Origin of the sequence: Pseudomonas fluvialis, from assembly GCF_002835605.1 — a bacterium.
Classification (GTDB): domain Bacteria; phylum Pseudomonadota; class Gammaproteobacteria; order Pseudomonadales; family Pseudomonadaceae; genus Aquipseudomonas; species Aquipseudomonas fluvialis.
The window spans coordinates 58,060-76,027 of record NZ_PIYS01000002.1 but is presented as its reverse complement, the minus strand read 5'-3'; the positions used below and the strand labels follow the sequence as shown (position 1 = coordinate 76,027).

Annotated in this window: 14 protein-coding genes and 1 pseudogene; all 15 read right to left on the bottom strand. The window is 59.1% G+C overall.

Annotated elements, in window-relative coordinates; translation table 11 throughout:
- Positions 1-36: 36 nt before the first annotated feature.
- Positions 37-1,167, bottom strand: a complete 1,131-nt coding sequence (locus CW360_RS01035) for an FkbM family methyltransferase (protein ID WP_101192441.1) — start codon at positions 1,165-1,167, stop codon at positions 37-39.
- Between the two features lie 220 nt (positions 1,168-1,387).
- Positions 1,388-2,368, bottom strand: a complete 981-nt coding sequence (locus CW360_RS01030; RefSeq protein WP_101192440.1) for an IS5 family transposase — start codon at positions 2,366-2,368, stop codon at positions 1,388-1,390.
- Positions 2,369-2,425: 57 nt separating this feature from the next.
- Positions 2,426-3,061 carry an HAD family hydrolase gene (locus tag CW360_RS01025; protein ID WP_101192439.1) on the bottom strand — a complete coding sequence of 212 codons (636 nt, stop codon included), beginning with the start codon at positions 3,059-3,061 and terminating at the stop codon, positions 2,426-2,428.
- The gene (locus CW360_RS01020; protein WP_101192438.1) at positions 3,058-4,890 is read right to left on the bottom strand and encodes a thiamine pyrophosphate-binding protein; all 1,833 of its coding nucleotides are present in this window, start codon (positions 4,888-4,890) and stop codon (positions 3,058-3,060) included. The genes CW360_RS01025 and CW360_RS01020 overlap by 4 nt, the downstream gene beginning before the upstream one ends.
- A 1-nt stretch (position 4,891) precedes the next feature.
- Entirely contained in the window at positions 4,892-6,406 is a 1,515-nt protein-coding gene (locus tag CW360_RS01015) for an N-acetylneuraminate synthase family protein (RefSeq protein ID WP_101192437.1), read from the bottom strand.
- A pseudogene (gene rfbH, locus CW360_RS01010) lies at positions 6,403-7,727 on the bottom strand (lipopolysaccharide biosynthesis protein RfbH). The gene CW360_RS01015 and the pseudogene rfbH overlap by 4 nt, the downstream one beginning before the upstream one ends.
- A gap of 49 nt (positions 7,728-7,776) precedes the next feature.
- Positions 7,777-8,823: an NAD-dependent epimerase/dehydratase family protein gene (locus CW360_RS01005; protein ID WP_101192436.1), complete on the bottom strand. Its 1,047-nt coding sequence runs from the start codon at positions 8,821-8,823 to the stop codon at positions 7,777-7,779.
- Positions 8,824-8,875: 52 nt separating this feature from the next.
- Positions 8,876-9,646 (bottom strand): glucose-1-phosphate cytidylyltransferase, encoded by a 771-nt coding sequence (gene rfbF / locus CW360_RS01000; RefSeq protein WP_101192435.1) that lies wholly within the window; start codon positions 9,644-9,646, stop codon positions 8,876-8,878.
- 163 nt (positions 9,647-9,809) lie between these two features.
- Positions 9,810-11,066 (bottom strand): flagellar hook-associated protein FlgL, encoded by a 1,257-nt coding sequence (flgL, locus tag CW360_RS00995; protein ID WP_101192434.1) that lies wholly within the window; start codon positions 11,064-11,066, stop codon positions 9,810-9,812.
- A gap of 120 nt (positions 11,067-11,186) precedes the next feature.
- Positions 11,187-13,337, bottom strand: a complete 2,151-nt coding sequence (flgK, locus tag CW360_RS00990; RefSeq protein ID WP_101192433.1) for a flagellar hook-associated protein FlgK — start codon at positions 13,335-13,337, stop codon at positions 11,187-11,189.
- A gap of 3 nt (positions 13,338-13,340) precedes the next feature.
- A complete protein-coding gene (flgJ, locus tag CW360_RS00985) occupies positions 13,341-14,492 on the bottom strand; it encodes a flagellar assembly peptidoglycan hydrolase FlgJ (protein WP_101192432.1) in 1,152 nt (383 codons plus the stop codon).
- Between the two features lie 10 nt (positions 14,493-14,502).
- Positions 14,503-15,639 carry a flagellar basal body P-ring protein FlgI gene (locus tag CW360_RS00980; protein ID WP_101192431.1) on the bottom strand — a complete coding sequence of 379 codons (1,137 nt, stop codon included), beginning with the start codon at positions 15,637-15,639 and terminating at the stop codon, positions 14,503-14,505.
- 13 nt (positions 15,640-15,652) lie between these two features.
- The gene (gene flgH / locus CW360_RS00975; RefSeq protein WP_101192430.1) at positions 15,653-16,369 is read right to left on the bottom strand and encodes a flagellar basal body L-ring protein FlgH; all 717 of its coding nucleotides are present in this window, start codon (positions 16,367-16,369) and stop codon (positions 15,653-15,655) included.
- Between the two features lie 17 nt (positions 16,370-16,386).
- Positions 16,387-17,172 carry a flagellar basal-body rod protein FlgG gene (gene flgG / locus CW360_RS00970; protein WP_093985753.1) on the bottom strand — a complete coding sequence of 262 codons (786 nt, stop codon included), beginning with the start codon at positions 17,170-17,172 and terminating at the stop codon, positions 16,387-16,389.
- Between the two features lie 46 nt (positions 17,173-17,218).
- Complete coding sequence (locus CW360_RS00965; RefSeq protein WP_093985754.1) at positions 17,219-17,962, bottom strand: flagellar basal body rod protein FlgF; 744 nt, start codon at positions 17,960-17,962, stop codon at positions 17,219-17,221.
- Positions 17,963-17,968 lie beyond the last annotated feature (6 nt).

Below are 17,968 nucleotides of genomic sequence, written 5' to 3'. Positions count from 1 at the left end.
CACCTAGCATGTCAAACACTAGCAAGTGAAAATATATCAAACTGCAAATAACTGAATATCATAAAGCTTATCGTACGGCCCAGACCAACCCATTTGACGATAATAAATCTTGTACTCTGGATTTATTTTCTTTATCAACAATGGGACCTCCCACAAATGCCTGAGATGGTGATGATTCGATATTATCAACCTTGGCTTATCTTTCTTAAGAATCTGCGCAGCCCCTTCGAGCGCAGGCCCTTCATATCCTTCAATATTCAACTTTATAAATGTAACTCGCTCCAAAATACCTGAAGCATCCAAAGTTGTTATATCGACCTGATCCCCACCACCATCCGGCGAAATATAACCACTCAGATCAGACCCCGATAAATAAGAAACACAGGCAACAGCACCAAGCCCCTGCATACGAGCATCAACAAATCCCTCAGCACCATAATTCTCCACGGTTCGCAAGAGGCCAGAGAAATTATTACGCTCCGGTTCAAAGCAATAAAACTTACCTTTGACACCTGCTTTCAAATAACGCCTCAGAGAACTACCATCATGTGCACCACCATCAATGACAACCTCACACTCGCTGACATCATCACTGATATCAGTAGGAAATCCCAAGGCATTCATTTTAAATCGACGAAATCCTGCCAGGTAACTAGGATCATATGTAATACGGTAGGACAGAAATTTCTTTAGATCAGCTTTCGAACGCTCATCCTCCAAAATATTCAGAGTACTAATCAACTCATCATGATGCTTCTCAATCTCGAAAACATCTGAATCCCAATTAACCACAGAATTACCTTGAGATCCAAACACACCACTCTCTATTCCTTTTGCATACAGCACCTGCTTCGCAGGTAAACCGACAACACCCAACAACTGCCACCTGATTTCTTGATAGGCTTGAGACGCAATGACGACCTTTATCGCATTATCTTTGAAAAATTGCTCTTGTAAATAGCTTTGATCAACTACGGGAAGCCCGCAACACTTCCTCAGCATCGGGTCATTATCGCAAAAGAACAAAACCTGCGCATTGGAATACTGAGTCAAGTAGCGGTAAAGTTTCTCCCCGTTTTCATTACCTCCCCAGATAACAAGCTTTGAGTCTCTAGCAAACTCTTGCAGCAGCTCAGTTTCAATATGCAATGTCTTTTTAATTTTCATTAATTACTCCTTAAATAATCAGATCTATTGCAATCTTCAAAATCATTCCAGTACTCAGAATGGTCTGAGGTAGGGAAGGTCTGAAGTAGCTGGGTATTTCGCGTCAACTTCAGCCCTTGCCGATTTTGAAAGCGGGCAATCGATCAAAAAACGGACAGATAGCCCACTCATTTCTCCTTTTTTGGCCGTCGCGAGCATCTCGCTGCGGCCATTTCCCACATTACAGGCGCACCTCTCCTGCGATGGCAATCAAATGTCGACGTGCCATCCACAGGTTCGACAGTGCGAACAGTGTTATCAGCTGCGCGGTGTTCTTGGCCAGGCCGCGGAAGCGTACCTTCACGTAACCGAACTGGCGCTTGATCATCCGGAATGGGTGCTCGACCTTGGCCCGCACCTGCGCCTTGGCCTTTTCGATCTTGCGCTTGGCTTTGTAGAGCGGGCTGTTCTTGCCGAGCTTTCTGTAAGTGCTGCGACGCGCCGCGACCTGCCAGATCACTTCGCGGCCCGCATGTTCTGAGCGCTTTTCGACCCCGGTGTAACCGGCATCGGCGCAGACAACGTTCTCCACGCCATGCAGCAGTTTGTCGACCTGGGTGACGTCCGCCACGTTGGCCGCCGTGCCAACCACGCTATGCACCAGCCCCGACTCGTCATCCACGCCGATGTGGGCCTTCATGCCGAAGTAATACTGGTTTCCCTTCTTGGTCTGGTGCATTTCCGGGTCACGCTTGCCCTCCTTGTTCTTGGTCGAACTTGGCGCATTGATCAGCGTGGCATCGACGATAGTGCCTTGGCGCAACGACAAACCTCGGTCTCCCAGGTAGCCATTGATCACAGCCAGGATGCCGGCAGCCAGTTCGTGTTTCTCCAGCAGGCGGCGGAAGTTGAGGATGGTGGTTTCATCCGGAATGCGCTCCAGGCTCAGTCCGGCAAACTGGCGCAGGATGGTGGTCTCGTACAGCGCTTCCTCCATCGCCGGGTCGCTGTAGCCAAACCAGTTCTGCATCAGGTGAATACGCAGCATGGCCAGCAGAGGATAGGCGGGCCGACCACCTTCGCCCTTGGGGTAATGCGGCTCGATCAAGGCAATCAAACCCTTCCACGGCACCACCTGATCCATCTCGATCAGGAACAGCTCTTTACGGGTCTGTTTGCGCTTGCCGGCGTACTCGGCGTCGGCGAAGGTCATCTGCTTCATGAAAGTACTCGGGTAGCGGGATGTTCGACGTATTTCACCAGATTCGGAAAGTCTTTTTCAGGTCACCCCTAAGCGCTGCAGTACCTGTACCATCGCCTGCAAGGGATTTTCCTGTTCGGTAAAAAAACCATACCCCCAGGCTACCGGCCAGAACGCCACGCCGTTTGCCGCGGCGGCCCGGCCATCGGCCTCGGTGTCGCCGACATAGAGCGTCGCCTCTGGCGCAATGTCGAAATCGTGCAGCAAGGCGGCGATCATGCCGTTCTTGTCGGTATAGCGTTGCGGCTGGGAGTCACTGGCGAATACCTCGGCAAAAAGCGCCTCCCAGCCCAGCGCGGCGATGATCCGACGCGTTGGCAGAAGGCGCTTGTTGGTAGCGATGGCCAGGGTGAAGCCCTGCGCGCGCAGTTGTTCCAGAACATCCTGGCAGGCAGCATAGGCCGGGGTTTGCAGGCAGGCTTCGGTATCGTAGATATTCTTGAAGCTGGCCTCGAGCGCATCGAGCACTACGGGATCACTCTGGCCGCTCAGGGTTTCCAGCGTCTGCCGCAGAGGCGGCCCGATCAGGCTGGCATCGATGCTGCGGCAGGCGTCCAAGCCATGCACCTGCAGGACACGCTCGAAACAGTTGAGGATGGCAGGCGCGGAGTCGACCAGGGTGCCGTCGAAATCGAACAGGATATGAGTCTTCATCGTGCCGCCTGCTGCCTCACCTGGCGCGACACCGGGGAGAGCTTGCCGTCCATTTCCGCCTCCAGCACCTCCAACGGCAACAACGGACTCATGTCCTCCAGCGGCATCGAGGTCATCGAGCCGTCGGCCTGTGGTATGGCGGCAACCTTCGGACTCAGCGCCTCATCATTGAGCAGCATCACTTCCACGATCATCGGGCGCGGTTGAGCCATCGCCTCCTTTAGTCCTTGGGCCAGTTCGGACGCATCGCGAATGCGCTTGAACGGCAAGTGGTAGGCACGTGCTACCTCTTCCAGGTCCGGCATCCACAATCCAGCTTCGGGGCCGGTACCGACGTAGCGGCCTTCGAAGTAATTGCGCTGGGTGTTGCGAATCGAGGCGTAGCCGCCATTGTTCATCACCACCAGGCAGATAGGCAGGCCGAAACCACGCAGGGTAGCCAGCTCCTGAAGGTTCAGTTGCAGGCTGCCGTCGCTCTCCACCGCCACCATTGGCTTGCGCCTGTTGGCGAAACAGGCACCGATGGCCGCCGGCAAGCCGTAGCCCATCGCACCTAGCCCCGAGGTGAGAAATACGCGCTGACCAGGCCGGTTGCGAAAGACCGTGTAGAACACTTCCACCGCCAGCCCGGAGCTACCGGTGCTGACCAGGGTATTGGCCGGCACCGCATCGGAGAGCGCATCGGCGAACTGGAAATGGCTGATCGGCCCGCTGGCCGGGAAGGGTTTGCCATCGTTGACGCTATAACGCGCTTTCCAATCGACACAACGCTCCAGCCACTGTGGACGGCGGAATTCGGAGTTACCGACCACGCCAGCCAACGTGCCGATGAAGCTGGCCGCATTGCAGGTGATGGCCACGTCGATGTCCATATCAAGCTTGGCGATCTCGTTGGCATCCACGTCCACCACCACTTTGCGTGCACTACGTGCGAAATCGCGCGGCGCATAGGCGGTGATGATGTTGTCCAGGCGGCAGCCGATAGCGATCAGCAGGTCGGCGTTCTGGATCGCGAAGTTTGGCGCACGCAGCGCCACCACGCCGGGACGTCCCACATAGAGCGGATGCTCGTAGGGCAGCAGATCCATGGCGTTCCAGGTGGTCACCAGCGGTATGCCAAGCGACTCGATCAGCACCCGGAAAGCGTTTGCCGCACCACTCAGGCGTACCCCGTGACCCGCGAGAATCAGCGGACGCTGGGCACCTTCCAGCAGGCCGCGCACCTGCGCCAGTAAGGCCGGATCGAGTTCTGCCGCAGGCGCCTGGTCAGGCTGCCAGCCCTCGAGGGTATTCGGGTCAATGGGCGCGCCCTGCACGTCCAGCGGTACATCGAGCCACACAGGGCCGGCACGGCCGTCGCGGGCGAGGAACACAGCACGCTCCAGCTCGCGGCGAATGTCCTCTGGGCGTTCGATGGTCACGGCGTACTTGGTGATCGGCTCGACCACGCTGACGATGTCCACTTCCTGCACACCCTTCTGCCGCAGCGGTGCACCGCGCAGCAGGTCGGCCCGCTTGACCTGCCCGGAAATCACCAGCAGCGGCACCGATTCGATCCAGGCGCCGGCCACGGCGGTTACCACATTGGTCGCACCCGGCCCGGTAGTGACCATGGCCACGCCAAGGTTCTCGTTGATCCGGCAATAGGCTTCGGCGGCAATCGCTGCGGCCTGCTCATGATGGCAGGCCACCACCTGCAGACGCGGATGTTTGCCGACCGCGTCGTTGAGGTGCATGGCACCACCACCGGGCAGCAGGAAGACATGCTCCACGCCCTGCCCAGCAATGAAATCGGCGATGTAATCGGCAACACGATAAGGGCTCAGCACGTCAGTCCATCCAGTAACTCAAGAGGGTTTTACGATCCCGATTGGTGTTGATCGTTTCGTCGGTATAGAACGAATCGTCGCTGTAGTGCGTGGAGGACAGCTCTTCGATGATGACGCCGCCGGCACTGTAGAACGCATGGCGCACGCCCGGCTCGACGGTGACCACATCACCCGGTCGGCACAGGCGCTCCACGCCGTTGAGCTTGAGGGTCATTTCCCCGTGCAGGACATGGAAGGTTTCTTCCTTCTGCTGGTGATATTGCTCAGGGTGGCTTTGACCCGGCAACAGCATGAGCAGCTTCTTGCAGTAGCTGCGATTGACTACGGTGAGCATAGCCATTCCCACCTGGTCAAAACGATCCAGACCATAGTGGTGAGAAATTTCCAGATCTACTCGCGCGGGCACTACCACATGACTAGCGGCCAACTGCGTGCGCACACGCTGGACGATTTCCCAGACCTTGGCACGCATGTCGCGCAGGCTGGCATTGTTCGGGGCCAATGCGTCATCGGCAGCGATGTCCGCCTGGGCGGTGAAGATGGCGTACTTCGACCAGTCACTGGCGGTGTACTGACCGTCCTGCGGCGGGAAAGCGAAATACACGTCCTCGGCTCGGACTACCTCGCCGGCGGAAAAAGTCCGACGGGCGAATACGCCACGCTGCAGGGAACGCAGACTGGCTCGCTCGACCGGGTTATCCGGCTTGCGCTGCGCGCCCTCGCCACACAGCAGCAGCGCACGCTGGGCAGCGGCAAGCCAACGCGCAACCTGCTCGGGGCTGGCCGAATAGGCGTTGAGCGGGTATTGCTCGGTGGGCAACCCTACGTGCTTCTCGAACACGCGCGCGCCCTTGGCCAGGGCCATCTGCACGATATCTGTACTGTCAGGGTCTTCATGCGTGGAAAAGCCGACGCGCACACCGGGGTAACGACGCTGCAGGAAGTCGATTTGCGATAGGTGCAAGTGGGCGTCAGGCGTCGGGTATTCACCCACGCAGTGCAGGATGGCGAAATTCTTGTTGCGATGGGTCAGGAAGCTCACCAGACGATCAACCTCTTCCAGGCTTGCGCCGGCGGTTGAAACAATCAGCGGACGATTGGTCTGTACCACACGCTCAAGCAACGGCCAGTCGCTCATCGAACAACTGGCGATCTTAATTGCATCCAGGTCTTGCTCTTCGATTACCCCCACCGACACTTCATCGAATGGCGTGGACAGACAGAGGAAGCCGTTGGCACGGATTTCCTCTACCAGCGCATCGAACTGCTCGCGCGACAACCGCGTTTCGTTGAAGCGCTTGATGTATTTCAGATCATCCCGGCCCTGCATTGCCGGGTGAATAAACGTATCCAGATCACGGTATTGCAGCTTGAAGGCGAACTGGAACGGAAACGCCTTGCACACCTCGGCGAAGGCTCGGATCAACGCGATCCCATGCGCCGGATCACCCATGTGATTGTTGGCCATCTCCAGGATGAACAGCGGACGGTTGAACAATGCAGATGATGTACTCATTCGCCTGTACCCCGCTTCAAGAAGGATTCAATGCTGCTCGCGGCATGCTCCAGATAGGCTTCATCCAGGCCGGGCCACAGGCCAATCCAGAAGGTATCGCGCATGACCTTATCGGTCACACTCAACTCCCCCGAGACACGGTATTGCTGGCCCTGCATGTACGGTTGGCGAGTCAGGTTGCCGGCGAACAACAACCGGGTGCCGACTTTCTGTGCATCCAGGTAGCGCAGCAACTCGACACGCTCGGCACCGCAATTGTCGCGTAGGGTGATCGGGAAGCCGAACCAGGAGGGATCGCTGCCGGGCGTCGCATGCGGCAGGATCAATTGATCGGAGCTGCCGGAAAGGCGCTCACTCAGCCAGGCGAAGTTACGCTTGCGCGCAACGATGAAGTCATCCAGCCGGTCCATTTGCGCCAGGGCACAGGCCGCCTGCATGTCGGTGATCTTGAGGTTGTAGCCCAGGTGCGAGTAGGTGTACTTGTGGTCGTAGCCTTCCGGCAGATCGCCCAACTGCCAGCAAAAGCGCTTGCCACAGGTGTTGTCTTCCCCCCCGCGCAGTAGCAGTCACGTCCCCAGTCGCGGAAAGACTCGATGATGCGCTTGAGCAGCGGACTGTCGGTGAAGACTGCCCCGCCCTCGCCCATGGTGATGTGATGCGCCGGGTAGAAGCTCAGGGTACCGATATCACCGAACCCGCCCACCTGGCGACCTTCGTAGAGAGAACCCAGTGCATCGCAGCAATCCTCGATCAGCCAGAGTCCATGGCGGTCGCAGAGCTCGCGAATGACCTTGAGATTGAAAGGATTGCCCAGCGTATGGGCAAGCATGATGGCCTTGGTCTTCGGACTGATGGCCGCCTCTACCAGCGCCGGATCAATGTTGTAGGTACCCAGTTCGACATCCACGAATACGGGTACCGCGCCAAATTGCAGGATAGGGTTGACCGTGGTCGGGAAGCCGGCGGCAACGCCGATCACCTCGTCCCCCTTGCGGATCGCCCGCTCGCCGAGACGCGGCGAGGTCAGTGCAGAAAAGGCCAGCAGGTTAGCTGAAGAGCCTGAATTGGTGGTCAACACGCAACGTCGACCAAGGTAACGGGCCAGGCGTTTTTCGAAGGCCTCGTTGAAGCGACCGGCAGTCAACCAGCCATCCAGGACGGCTTCGGTCATGGCCTGCAGCTCGCCTCGGCCGAGCACCTTCCCCGAGGGAGGGATCGGGGTTTCACCGGGAACGAAAGATCCCTTGGCCAGGAACTTGTCGGCATATCGCCCAACCAGCTCCCCGATTTGCTGGCGCAATTCTTGTTCTTCGCTATTCATCCGCTGCTTTCTCAATCTTGTGAAGTATCAACCGCTCTGATCACCCGGTTCAGAGCCAGTACAATTCGCGACTCAAACGACGCTCGGCTATGTGGTTTTCCAGGGTGTTGAGACGCATCAACCCGGATAAGCGGAAATTCTCGTCGGTGAAATCAAGCGCCTGCATGCCCTCCACCAGCTCACGAATGGACTGAGCCAGCATGACCTGCGGCTGATGGTCGGGGGCAAGCTCCTTGTAAAGCGAAAAATCGACTCGGTAAGAGCGCTTGTCAGGCGGTGCTGCGGTATTGATGCTGACGGTAGTTCCCGGCAAGGCGCTGGCAACTGCGTTGGCGAGGTCACGCACTTGGTAATTCTGCTCGTCGGAACCCACGTTTACCGCCACATAATGCCCGGTCTGCTCCGTATCGCGTCTCAGGGCCCACAGCATGGCTCGCGCCATGTCCTTCACATCGATGAGCGGACGCCAAGGCGTCCCGTCGCTTAGGACGGTGATGTTGCCCGTGCTGAGCGCCGACGCGACGAAGTCATTGAGCACCAGATCCAGCCGCAGTCGGTCAGACATACCGCATGCGGTTGAGAAACGTAGGGAGGTCATGCACGTGGCAGAGCTCGCACACAAGGACTCCAACGCCTGCTCGGTAGCAGCCTTGGACCTGGCATAGGCCGTCAATGGATTGAGCGCATCCTTCTCCTTGCGCGCTTCCTCGCCTGCAAAGCCGTACATACTGCAGCTAGACGCGAATACGAAACGCCCAACACCCTGCTCGGCCGCACGCCGGGCCAGATCGACACTGGCCTTGAAGTTGATGTCTTCGGTGATGCTCTCAAATTTGTTGCCAATCGGGTCGTTGGAAACCGCAGCCAGATGAATGACCGCATCCATGTCTTTCAACAGGCTATCGGGAATGGATCGGATGTCACCGAAGTACTGGCAATCCAGGTTCGTCTCCGGAGCGCGCTTCTCGGTAGTCAGGCAATGCGCGAAAAATCCACTGTCAAAACCAGCCAAGTAGACCCCGGCGATCTCTCGGCGTAGCACCTTTACCAGCTCCGACCCCACATATCCCATGTTGCCAGTGACCAAAACTCTCATTGTGCAGGTAGTCCTTAAATTCGTTAGCCAGGATAAGTGAGTTTTAAAAGGCTCAACGCCACACCTGCCATTCTGCCTGTCCTCGGCTCCAGCGCTCTTCCAGCAGAGTGCGATCCCGCAGGGTATCCATCGGCTGCCAGAACCCACGGTGCAGATAGCTCATCAGCTGGCCACTCTCGGCCAGAGTCCGCATAGGCTCCTGTTCCCAGATGGTCGCGTCGCCCTCGATGTAGTCGAGCACCGCCGGCTCCAGCACAAAGAATCCGCCATTGATCCAGCTGCCATCCCCTAGCGGTTTTTCCTGGAAGCCTCTGACCTGCTCACCCTGTACATCCAGGGCACCAAAGCGGCCTGGCGGCTGCACGGCAGTAACTGTGGCCAGGCGACCATGCTGTCGATGAAAAGCCAATGACTGGGCAATATCGATATCGGCCACCCCGTCACCATAAGTCAGGCAGAAGGTTTCTTCGCCCAGGTATTCGCGCACGCGCTTGAGACGCCCGCCTGTCGCGGTGCTCTCCCCGGTATCCACCAGGGTTACCCGCCACGGCTCGGCCTTGTGGTTATGGATATGCATGCGGTTTTCCGCCATGTCGAAGGTAACATCGGACATGTGCAGGAAGTAGTTGGCAAAGTATTCCTTGATGACATAGCCCTTGTAGCCCAGGCATATTACGAAGTCGTTGATACCGAAGTGCGAGTAAATCTTCATGATGTGCCAGATGATCGGCTTGCCACCAATCTCGATCATGGGCTTGGGACGCAGATGGGACTCTTCGCTGATGCGCGTGCCCAATCCACCTGCCAGGATGACTGTTTTCATAGATTCGCCTGAGTCGTCCGTGAAGGCCGACAGTTCATTGACTCACTGTCCATGCATAGCAAAACACATGCCGCACCCTGCAGGGTGCCAGCCTATGTCTACCCCGTATAGAACGCGTGAGAGTAACAACCAGGCGGAGAAAAGGTCTAGAAGAGCTCTGCTGTTATAACTTGTTGAATAAGCTCAATCCGGCAATCTTCACATAGCTCTGCTGTGCCGCTTCCAGAATGATGGTTTCGAAAGACAAGCGAGACAGGGCCTCGGCGTAGTCCAGCTCACGCAACTGAGCCTGGATTCCCTTGTTGACCAAGGTCACATCCTCGTTGTCGGTCTGCGTGGTTTCCACAATGTTCAGGCGTGCACCGATTTCCCCACGGACACCATCGAGCGTCACCATGGCATGGTCGAGATTGGTCAGGCCAAGGGCCACCGCATCACGCACCTGCAGGTTTCCTTCCGGGGAATCAGGGGCCTGTAGCAGCACCTGGCGCAGCTGGGCAATGGTATCCAGCACCCCCTGTTTCTGCACATCAACACCTCCGACCTGGCGCGCTACCACCTGGACGGTTTCACCACCTGCCGGAGTACCATCGAAATTCACTACAACGCCACGGAACACCAGCTTGTTGGCCTTGACCGGATCCTCCTCCACAGTACCGGTCGCCAGAGGCCCCGTAGAAGGGATCGCGTGAACCTCATAGCTGCGCGGATCAACCGTATCGAAACGGATTTCTATGCCATTGGCAGGGAATGCCGGCGTCGAGGAAAATGCCACTTCATCCTGTACCAGCGGTGTACTGACGCGCAGCCCTGGCAAACCCGGCGCCCCGGGCGGAGCCAATTGCAGACGCCCGGCATCGGTGATATTGACGAAGGTCTTCTTGCCGTTGTCACTGATGGGAATATCCAACGAGCTGGCGATCTGGATCTTGCGCTGCCCTTCATCTCCCTGATACGCATAACTGCCGTCAGCCTGCCGGACAAACGGCTGGGTTTTACCCTGGAAGCCGGCAAACAGGTACTCACCGCGGGCATTGCGGGTGTTCATCAAGCCCAGCAACTCATCCTCGCGCTCCTGCAGTTCTGCGGCAATAGAGGCGCGATCCTTGCTGCTCAGTGCGCCATTACCGGCCTGCACAGTCAGCTCCCGCACACGCTGCAGGATGGTATTGGCCGAGCTGAGGGAGATTTCCTCCTGGGTCAAACTGTTCTTGGCGGCAGTCAGGTTATCGCTGTACTGGGTCAGCACATTCTGCTGTTGTTCCAGCTGTAGCAGGCGTACCGAAGCTACCGGATCATCGGCCGGGGTCAGGATCCGGTTGCCCGTGCTGATCTGCTCCTGGGTACGCGCCGCATTGGCATAGTTGCGCTGCAGCCCCGTCACGCCATTGCTGAATGCCTGCAAGGTTGAGATGCGCATAGAAAGCCTCTTGTCGCCATGGGAGTCTGCCTCCCGTCCACTTCAACAAGTCCAAGAGTGGGCTTGCCGCTGTATCGACTGGCCAACCAACAGCCAGTCTTCACCTAATTCGTCCGGCGCTTACCTGAAGGTCCCGATCAGGGTATCGAACAGGCTGCGCGCAACTTGAATGATTTGCGCCGAAGCCTGGTAATACTGCTGAAACTTGATCAGGTTGGCTGCCTCTTCATCCAGGTTGACCGCTGACAGCGAATCGCGATTGTCCGTCGCCTGCTTGAGAATCGCACTGGTAGCGGTATCGTCGATCCGCGCCTGGGCAGTCAGCGTACCGACGCGTTCCACCAGATCGCCATAACCATCGGTAAAACTAACCCCGGCCACCAGACCATTGGGCCCGGAGCTGACACCCACCACCTGAGCATTCTGCAGGTCGACGAGACGCAGAGCATTACGGTTGTCCGAAACGCCACTGAGGTTCTGCCCCACACTGAAACGATCTCCCTCGACCGGGCGACCACTGAAGGTTTGTTCGACGGTATAGCTCTGGGTTACCCCACCGCTGGTCACCACAATCGCATAACTGAGGTTATTGCTTTGCCCGGGGGTCACGTTCAACCCGGTAATCGGTGTAGGCGCCGGGGCTGGAGCTGCCGGCGGAGGGGGCGAGGTTTGTGGCACGCTGGTAATACTGACCCCGGCAGGCAGCGGCGTGACAAACTCCAGCTGATTGGTCGCCTGGTTGAAACGCAATTCGATACTGCCCAACGCCTGCAGGTTCTGCAGGCGCAGCGGGTCGGAAACGAAGTTCTGCTGCGGCAGGCTGGCCGGATCGATCACCAGGGTCACGTTTGGCTGACCGATCACGCCATTACCGGCATTCTGCAGATTGGCCTGGCTACGCAGCGGCGCAGCAAATGCCAGCTGATCGGGTTGATCCAGCACGCTGCTGATATCCGCCGCGCCACGTCGCGTCGGTTGCAGGAGAAAACGATCACCGGCATTGGGGGTGCCCGTCAGGTTGACGGTAATGCCCTGATCCACGCCATTGTCATCACTCAGACGCAATCCGCCCGCACCATCCGCGCTGACCGTCATCACTGCATTGTCACTGAGGCGCCGTGCGGTATAGCCGGCAGGCGCGGAAACCCCGTGATACTCCAGGCGATAGTCGCTGGCAGTCAGCAACTGGCTATCACGGATACTCACCGAGGCATCCACGCTCGAAATGTTGTCGGCATACGGCCGCGCCCGCAGATCAGCCAGCTGCGCGTCATTCAGGTTATTGAACAGCGCCACCCCATTATCCTTGACCCCGACATTACCCTTGAGGTCGAGCCCCTGGCCCAACTGGGCGTTGATTTCGCTGTTCATGGCGATAGCCAAACGGCCTACGCTGTTGAGCGTGGCATCCAGCACCTCTTCACGATAACGAATCAATCCGCCCAATTCACCGCCGGATAGCTGGGTGGTCACCGCCTGCCGCGAGGAGCCACTGACAAAGTCAATCTCGAAGCGGGTTGGATCACCACGACCAATCACCGCCTCCAGCTTGCTCACCGTATTGCCAACCACCAAGGGCTGGCCACTGCCGATAAACAGGTTGTAGGTGTTGTCATCCTGCGGCACCACGGTCACACCGATATAGGTCGACAGCTGGCGAACTGCTTCTTCGCGGGCATCCAGCAGGTCATTGGGTGCCGCCCCATTGGCAGCGGCCACGGCAATGGCATCGTTCAGCTGACCGATCGAACCGGCAAGCCGATTGATCTGCTCGGTCGTGACCTGCATCTGCTTGTTGATGAATTCGTTCTGGCTGGCCAGGCGGTCATAGATGGTATTGAAACGCCGTGCCAGGCCTTCGGCCTCGGACAGCACCAGCTGTCGTGCCGGAATATTGGCGGGATCTTCCGCAGCCGTCTGCAACGAGGAGAAGAACTGTTGCAGCGACGGCGTAATGCCGGTGGTATTGCCGGCCAGCAGCGAATCCAGCTGCTCGATCTGACTTTTGTAGGACTTCACGTCACTATTGAGTGCCGTGCTGCTGCGCAGCTGGGTACTCAGGAACTCGCTGTAGCTGCGACGGATATCGACCAGGGTGGTCCCGGAGCCGATATAGCCCGAACCACTGAACTGCGGCACGCGAGTAGCTTGCACGGTGTCCTGACGGCTAAAACCAGGCGTATTGACGTTGCTGATGTTGTGGCCGGTAACCGTCAGCGACGTCTTGTTGGCGGCCAGGCCGGAAAGGCCAATATTGAGAAGGTCTGCCATGGCTTAGGTCCGCTGTTGTGCCGTCGGGCGGCTGGCATCGGCTACCCGCTGGTAGGTGTCCAGTTGGCGGGCGATCTGGTTGACCTTGCGCGCATACTGCGGGTCGGTGGCATAGCCTGCCCGCTGCAGCTCACGCATGAACTGTTCGGGATTGGCGGTCTGCTGCAGGGCGGTACGATAACGTCCGTTGCTTTGCAGGAAAGTCACATAGTCATCGAAGCTCTGCGCCAGCGAGTCGTAGCTACGGAAGCTGGCGCGCTCCTTGATCGCCTGGCCATTGTAGTACTCGGTGGTCATCACCGAAGCGGAAGCGCCCTTCCAGCCGTGCGACTTGATACCGAACAGGTTATGGCTGCTTTCCCCGCCCTGTTTGATGATCGACTTGCCCCAGCCAGTTTCCAACGCTGCCTGCGCCACCAGATAGCGTGGGTCGACACCTATCTTGGCAGCGGCCTGCTCGGCCATAGGCATCAGGCTGGCTACGAAATCGGCTGGCGTATCGAAGTTGAGCACCTGGCTGCCCTGCGTCTGCAAGGGGCGTTCAGCAGGTGCCGCATAACTGCGCGCAGGCACCCAGTCACGCGCCGCCAATTGTGGGGGCTGTGCCGCATCCATGGCGACCTGCAAACGCTCACTGCCGCGTCCTGGCAGGGCCAGGCGGCGCTGGTTAAGCAGCCGCGAGTCGTCGCGGGCGGCCTCGCCGGCAGCCGGCAGACGGCTGTTCAGCGCGGCCTGTGGCGAACTGGGCCAGGCGCTCGGGGTATTCATCTGGCTGACGGTTACTGCCGGCGGCACGCCTGCCGAGCCTTCTTGAGCAAAGGGATTGGGCCGGCTGGCACGTTCCTTGAGCTTGCTCATCTGCCGCACCAGTACATCGGCCAGGCCAATGCCGCCCTCCTTGGCCAGGGTCACCGACAGTTGCTGGTCATGCATATCCTGGTAAGTCTTGCTCTCGCTGCTGTTGAGGAAGTTGCCTTCGGCAAATACCTCGTTGCCGGCACGCATGGCCTTGAGCATCTGGTTGATGAACAGCGACTCGAACTCCTGCGCGGCCTTTTGAATATTGGCTTCGCTGTCGCCCCCCACCTTGTACTGGCCCAGGCGGTTGAGGTCGCTGTATGCACCGGAGTCGATGCCGGACGTGCGCGCTTGCATGGCCGCCTCCTCAGATCACGATCAGATCGGCCTGCAGTGCGCCGGCCTGCTTGAGGGCTTCGAGAATCGCCATCAGGTCGGAAGGCGCTGCGCCTACCTGGTTGACTGCCCGGACGATCTCATCGAGGGTCGTACCCGGGCCAAACTTGAACATAGGCCGCGCCTCCTGCTCGGCATTCACCCGCGAGCGCGGCACCACCGCGGTTTCACCACCGGACAGCGCCTCGGGCTGGCTGACAATCGGATCTTCGGTGATGGTCACGGTCAGGCTGCCGTGGGTCACCGCCGCCGGCTGAACCTTGACGTTCTGGCCGATGACGATGGTCCCGGTGCGCGAATTGATGATCACCTTGGCCACTGCCTGGCCCACCTCGACATCCAGGTTTTCGATGATCGACAGGTAATCGACGCGCTGTCCGGGGTCGGCCGGTGCGCTGACACTGATCGACGCGCCATCCAGCGCCCGGGCCACGCCCGGGCCGAGCAGTTCGTTGAGGGTATCGACGATATTCTTGGCAGTGGTGAAATCCGGACGGTTGAGGTTGAGCACCAGGCTGTTGCCCTGGTCAAAGCCACTCGGCACCGCACGCTCCACCGTGGCCCCGGAAGGAATACGCCCGGCGGACGGTACGTTGACGGTGATCCGCGAACCATCGCCACCCTGGGCGTCGAAGCCACCGACCACCAGGTTACCCTGGGCCACCGCATAGACGTTGCCATCGATGCCCTTCAGCGGCGTCAGCAGCAGGCTGCCACCGCGCAGGCTCTTGGCATTGCCGATCGACGACACGGTGATATCGATGGTCTGCCCGGGCTTGGCAAAAGCCGGCAGCTCGGCATGCACCGATACCGCCGCGACGTTCTTCAGTTGCACGTTGCCACTGCCGGCCGGCACCTTGATACCGAACTGTGCCAGCATGTTGTTGAAGGTCTGCAGGGTGAAGGGCGTCTGGGTGGTCTGGTCACCCGTGCCATTCAAGCCGACGACCAGGCCGTAGCCGATCAACTGGTTGCTGCGCACACCCTGGATGCTGGCCAGATCCTTGAGACGCGCCGCCTGCACGGGTGCGGCAAGCATCAGCCAGAGCAGGCCAAGTACGGCCACCAGGCTGTAGGCAGTACGGGAATGGAAGCTGCACGGATTCATCACTGCCACCTTGTCAGAACGGCCACATCGGGCTCATGAAGAAACGATCCAGCCAACCCGGCTGGCTGGCGTCAGCAAACGAGCCGGTGCCCGAGTAGGTAATCCGCGCGTTGGCAATACGGGTCGACGCTACGGTGTTGTCCGTGGCGATGTCGTCAGCACGCACCAGACCGGCAATGCGCACCAGCTCATCCCCGGTATTCAGGGTCATCCACTTCTCGCCGCGCACCATGAGGATGCCGTTGGGCATGACTTCGGCCACGGTGACGGTGATCGAGCCGCTCAGGCTGTTGCCCTGTGCCGCCTTGCTGTCGCCCTTGGTGCTGCGCGTACCGCCGTACTCCACGCCCAGCGTCAGATCGTCAGCCTGCAGCGGATTGAGGCTTCCCTGCAGCGGGTTGGCCAGGGACACCCCACCACCGAACAGCGAGGTCACCCCCATGTTGGTGTTGCTGTCCTTGGACAACTGGGCATTGGCGTTCTTGCTGGCCTGGGTCCGCTCGTTGAGGGTGATGGTGATGATGTCGCCTACCCGGAACGCCTTGCGATCGTCATACAGGTTGGTCTCGAAGCCCGCCTGGTAGATGGCACCACTGTTCTGCGCTGGTGGCAGCGGGGTACGCGGCATCACCGGGGCATAGTAGGGGTCATCCGGCTTGGGCTGCGACGCCACACAGGCGGCCAGCAGCAGGCTCAAGCTCAACAGCGACAGCAATTTGGCGGCAGGCATGACAATCACCTCAAGACTCAGAGTTGCTGGGTGATGAACGAGAGCATCTGATCCGCGGTGGACACCACCTTGGAGTTCATCTCGTAAGCGCGCTGGGTGGTGATCATGTTAACCATCTCTTCCACCACACTGACGTTGGAGTTTTCCAGGGTGTTCTGCAGCACCGTGCCCAATCCGGTCAGACCCGGCGTACCGACCTGCGGTGCACCACTGGCGCCGGTCTCCAGGAACAGGTTGTTGCCGATCGCCTGCAGGCCCGCCGGATTGATGAAGTCGGCCGTCTGGATATTGCCGATCACCTGCGGCTGTGGATCGCCAAAGGTGGTCACCGACACCGTGCCGTCTTCACCGACCATGAAGGTCTGCACCTCGGGCGGCAGCACGATGGCCGGCTCCAGGGCAAAGCCGTTGGAGGTCACCAGCTGGCCGTCGGAGTTGAGGTGGAAGCTGCCGTCACGGGTGTAGGACACCGTGCCATCGGGCAGCAGCACCTGGAAGAAACCGCGGCCATTGATCGCCATGTCCAGCGGCTGCTCGGTGGTCTGCAGGCTGCCGGCCGTGAAGATCTTCTGCGTACCGACGATGCGCACCCCGGTACCCAGCTGCAAGCCGCTGGGCAACTGGCTGTCCTGACTGGACTGGCCACCTGGTTGGCGACGAATCTGGTACAGCAGATCCTCGAACTCGGCACGATCACGCTTGAAACCCGTGGTCGAGACGTTGGCCAGGTTGTTGGAAATGGTCGTCAGGTTCATGTCCTGGGCGGACAGACCGGTCTTGCTGACCCACAGTGCCGGAAGCATGGTTACTCTCCTCGGGCGTCGGATTCATGACGCCCTTATCTACTCATCAGCTCAGTTGCATGACCCGTGCCATAGCCGCGGCATTGTCCTCGGCGGTACGCATCATCTTCACGTGCAGTTCGAACTGTCGCGCCAGCGACAGCATGGAGGTCATTTCATCGACCGCATTGACGTTGCTCGACTCGACGAAGCCCGACACCATGCGCACATTGGCGTCGGCATCCTGCGGCTGGGTCGCGCCCTTGACGCGGATCAGGCCATCAACGCCTTTCTCCAACTGCTTGGGATCGGGGTTGACCAGCTTGATCCGGTCGACCTCGGCCAGCACATTGGGCGCTTCACCCAAGGCACGAATACTCAGCGTGCCGTCCTGGCCGATTTCGACCTTCTCCTCCGGCGGCACCAGGATCGGCCCGGCGTTGCCCAGCACCGGCAGACCGGCACTGGTACGCAACTGACCGAGCGCATCGATCTGCAGACTGGCCGTACGCACGTAAGCTTCGCTGCCATCGGCAGCCTGTACGGCAATCCAGCCCTGCCCTTCCACCGCCACGTCCAGGTCTCGCCCGGTTTCCTGCAGGCTGCCCGGCGTAAAGTCGGTGCCGGGACGTTCGCTCATAGCATAGGCACGCGCCGGCAGACTTTCGCCAAACACCGGCATGGAGCGGGCCTGCTCGAAATCACGGCGAAAACCACTGGTGGATATGTTCGCCAGGTTATTGGCGTGGGCGCGCTGAGCCAGGGTGTTCTGACTGGCGCCGGTCATGGCGATATAGAGCATCTTGTCCATGTCTGA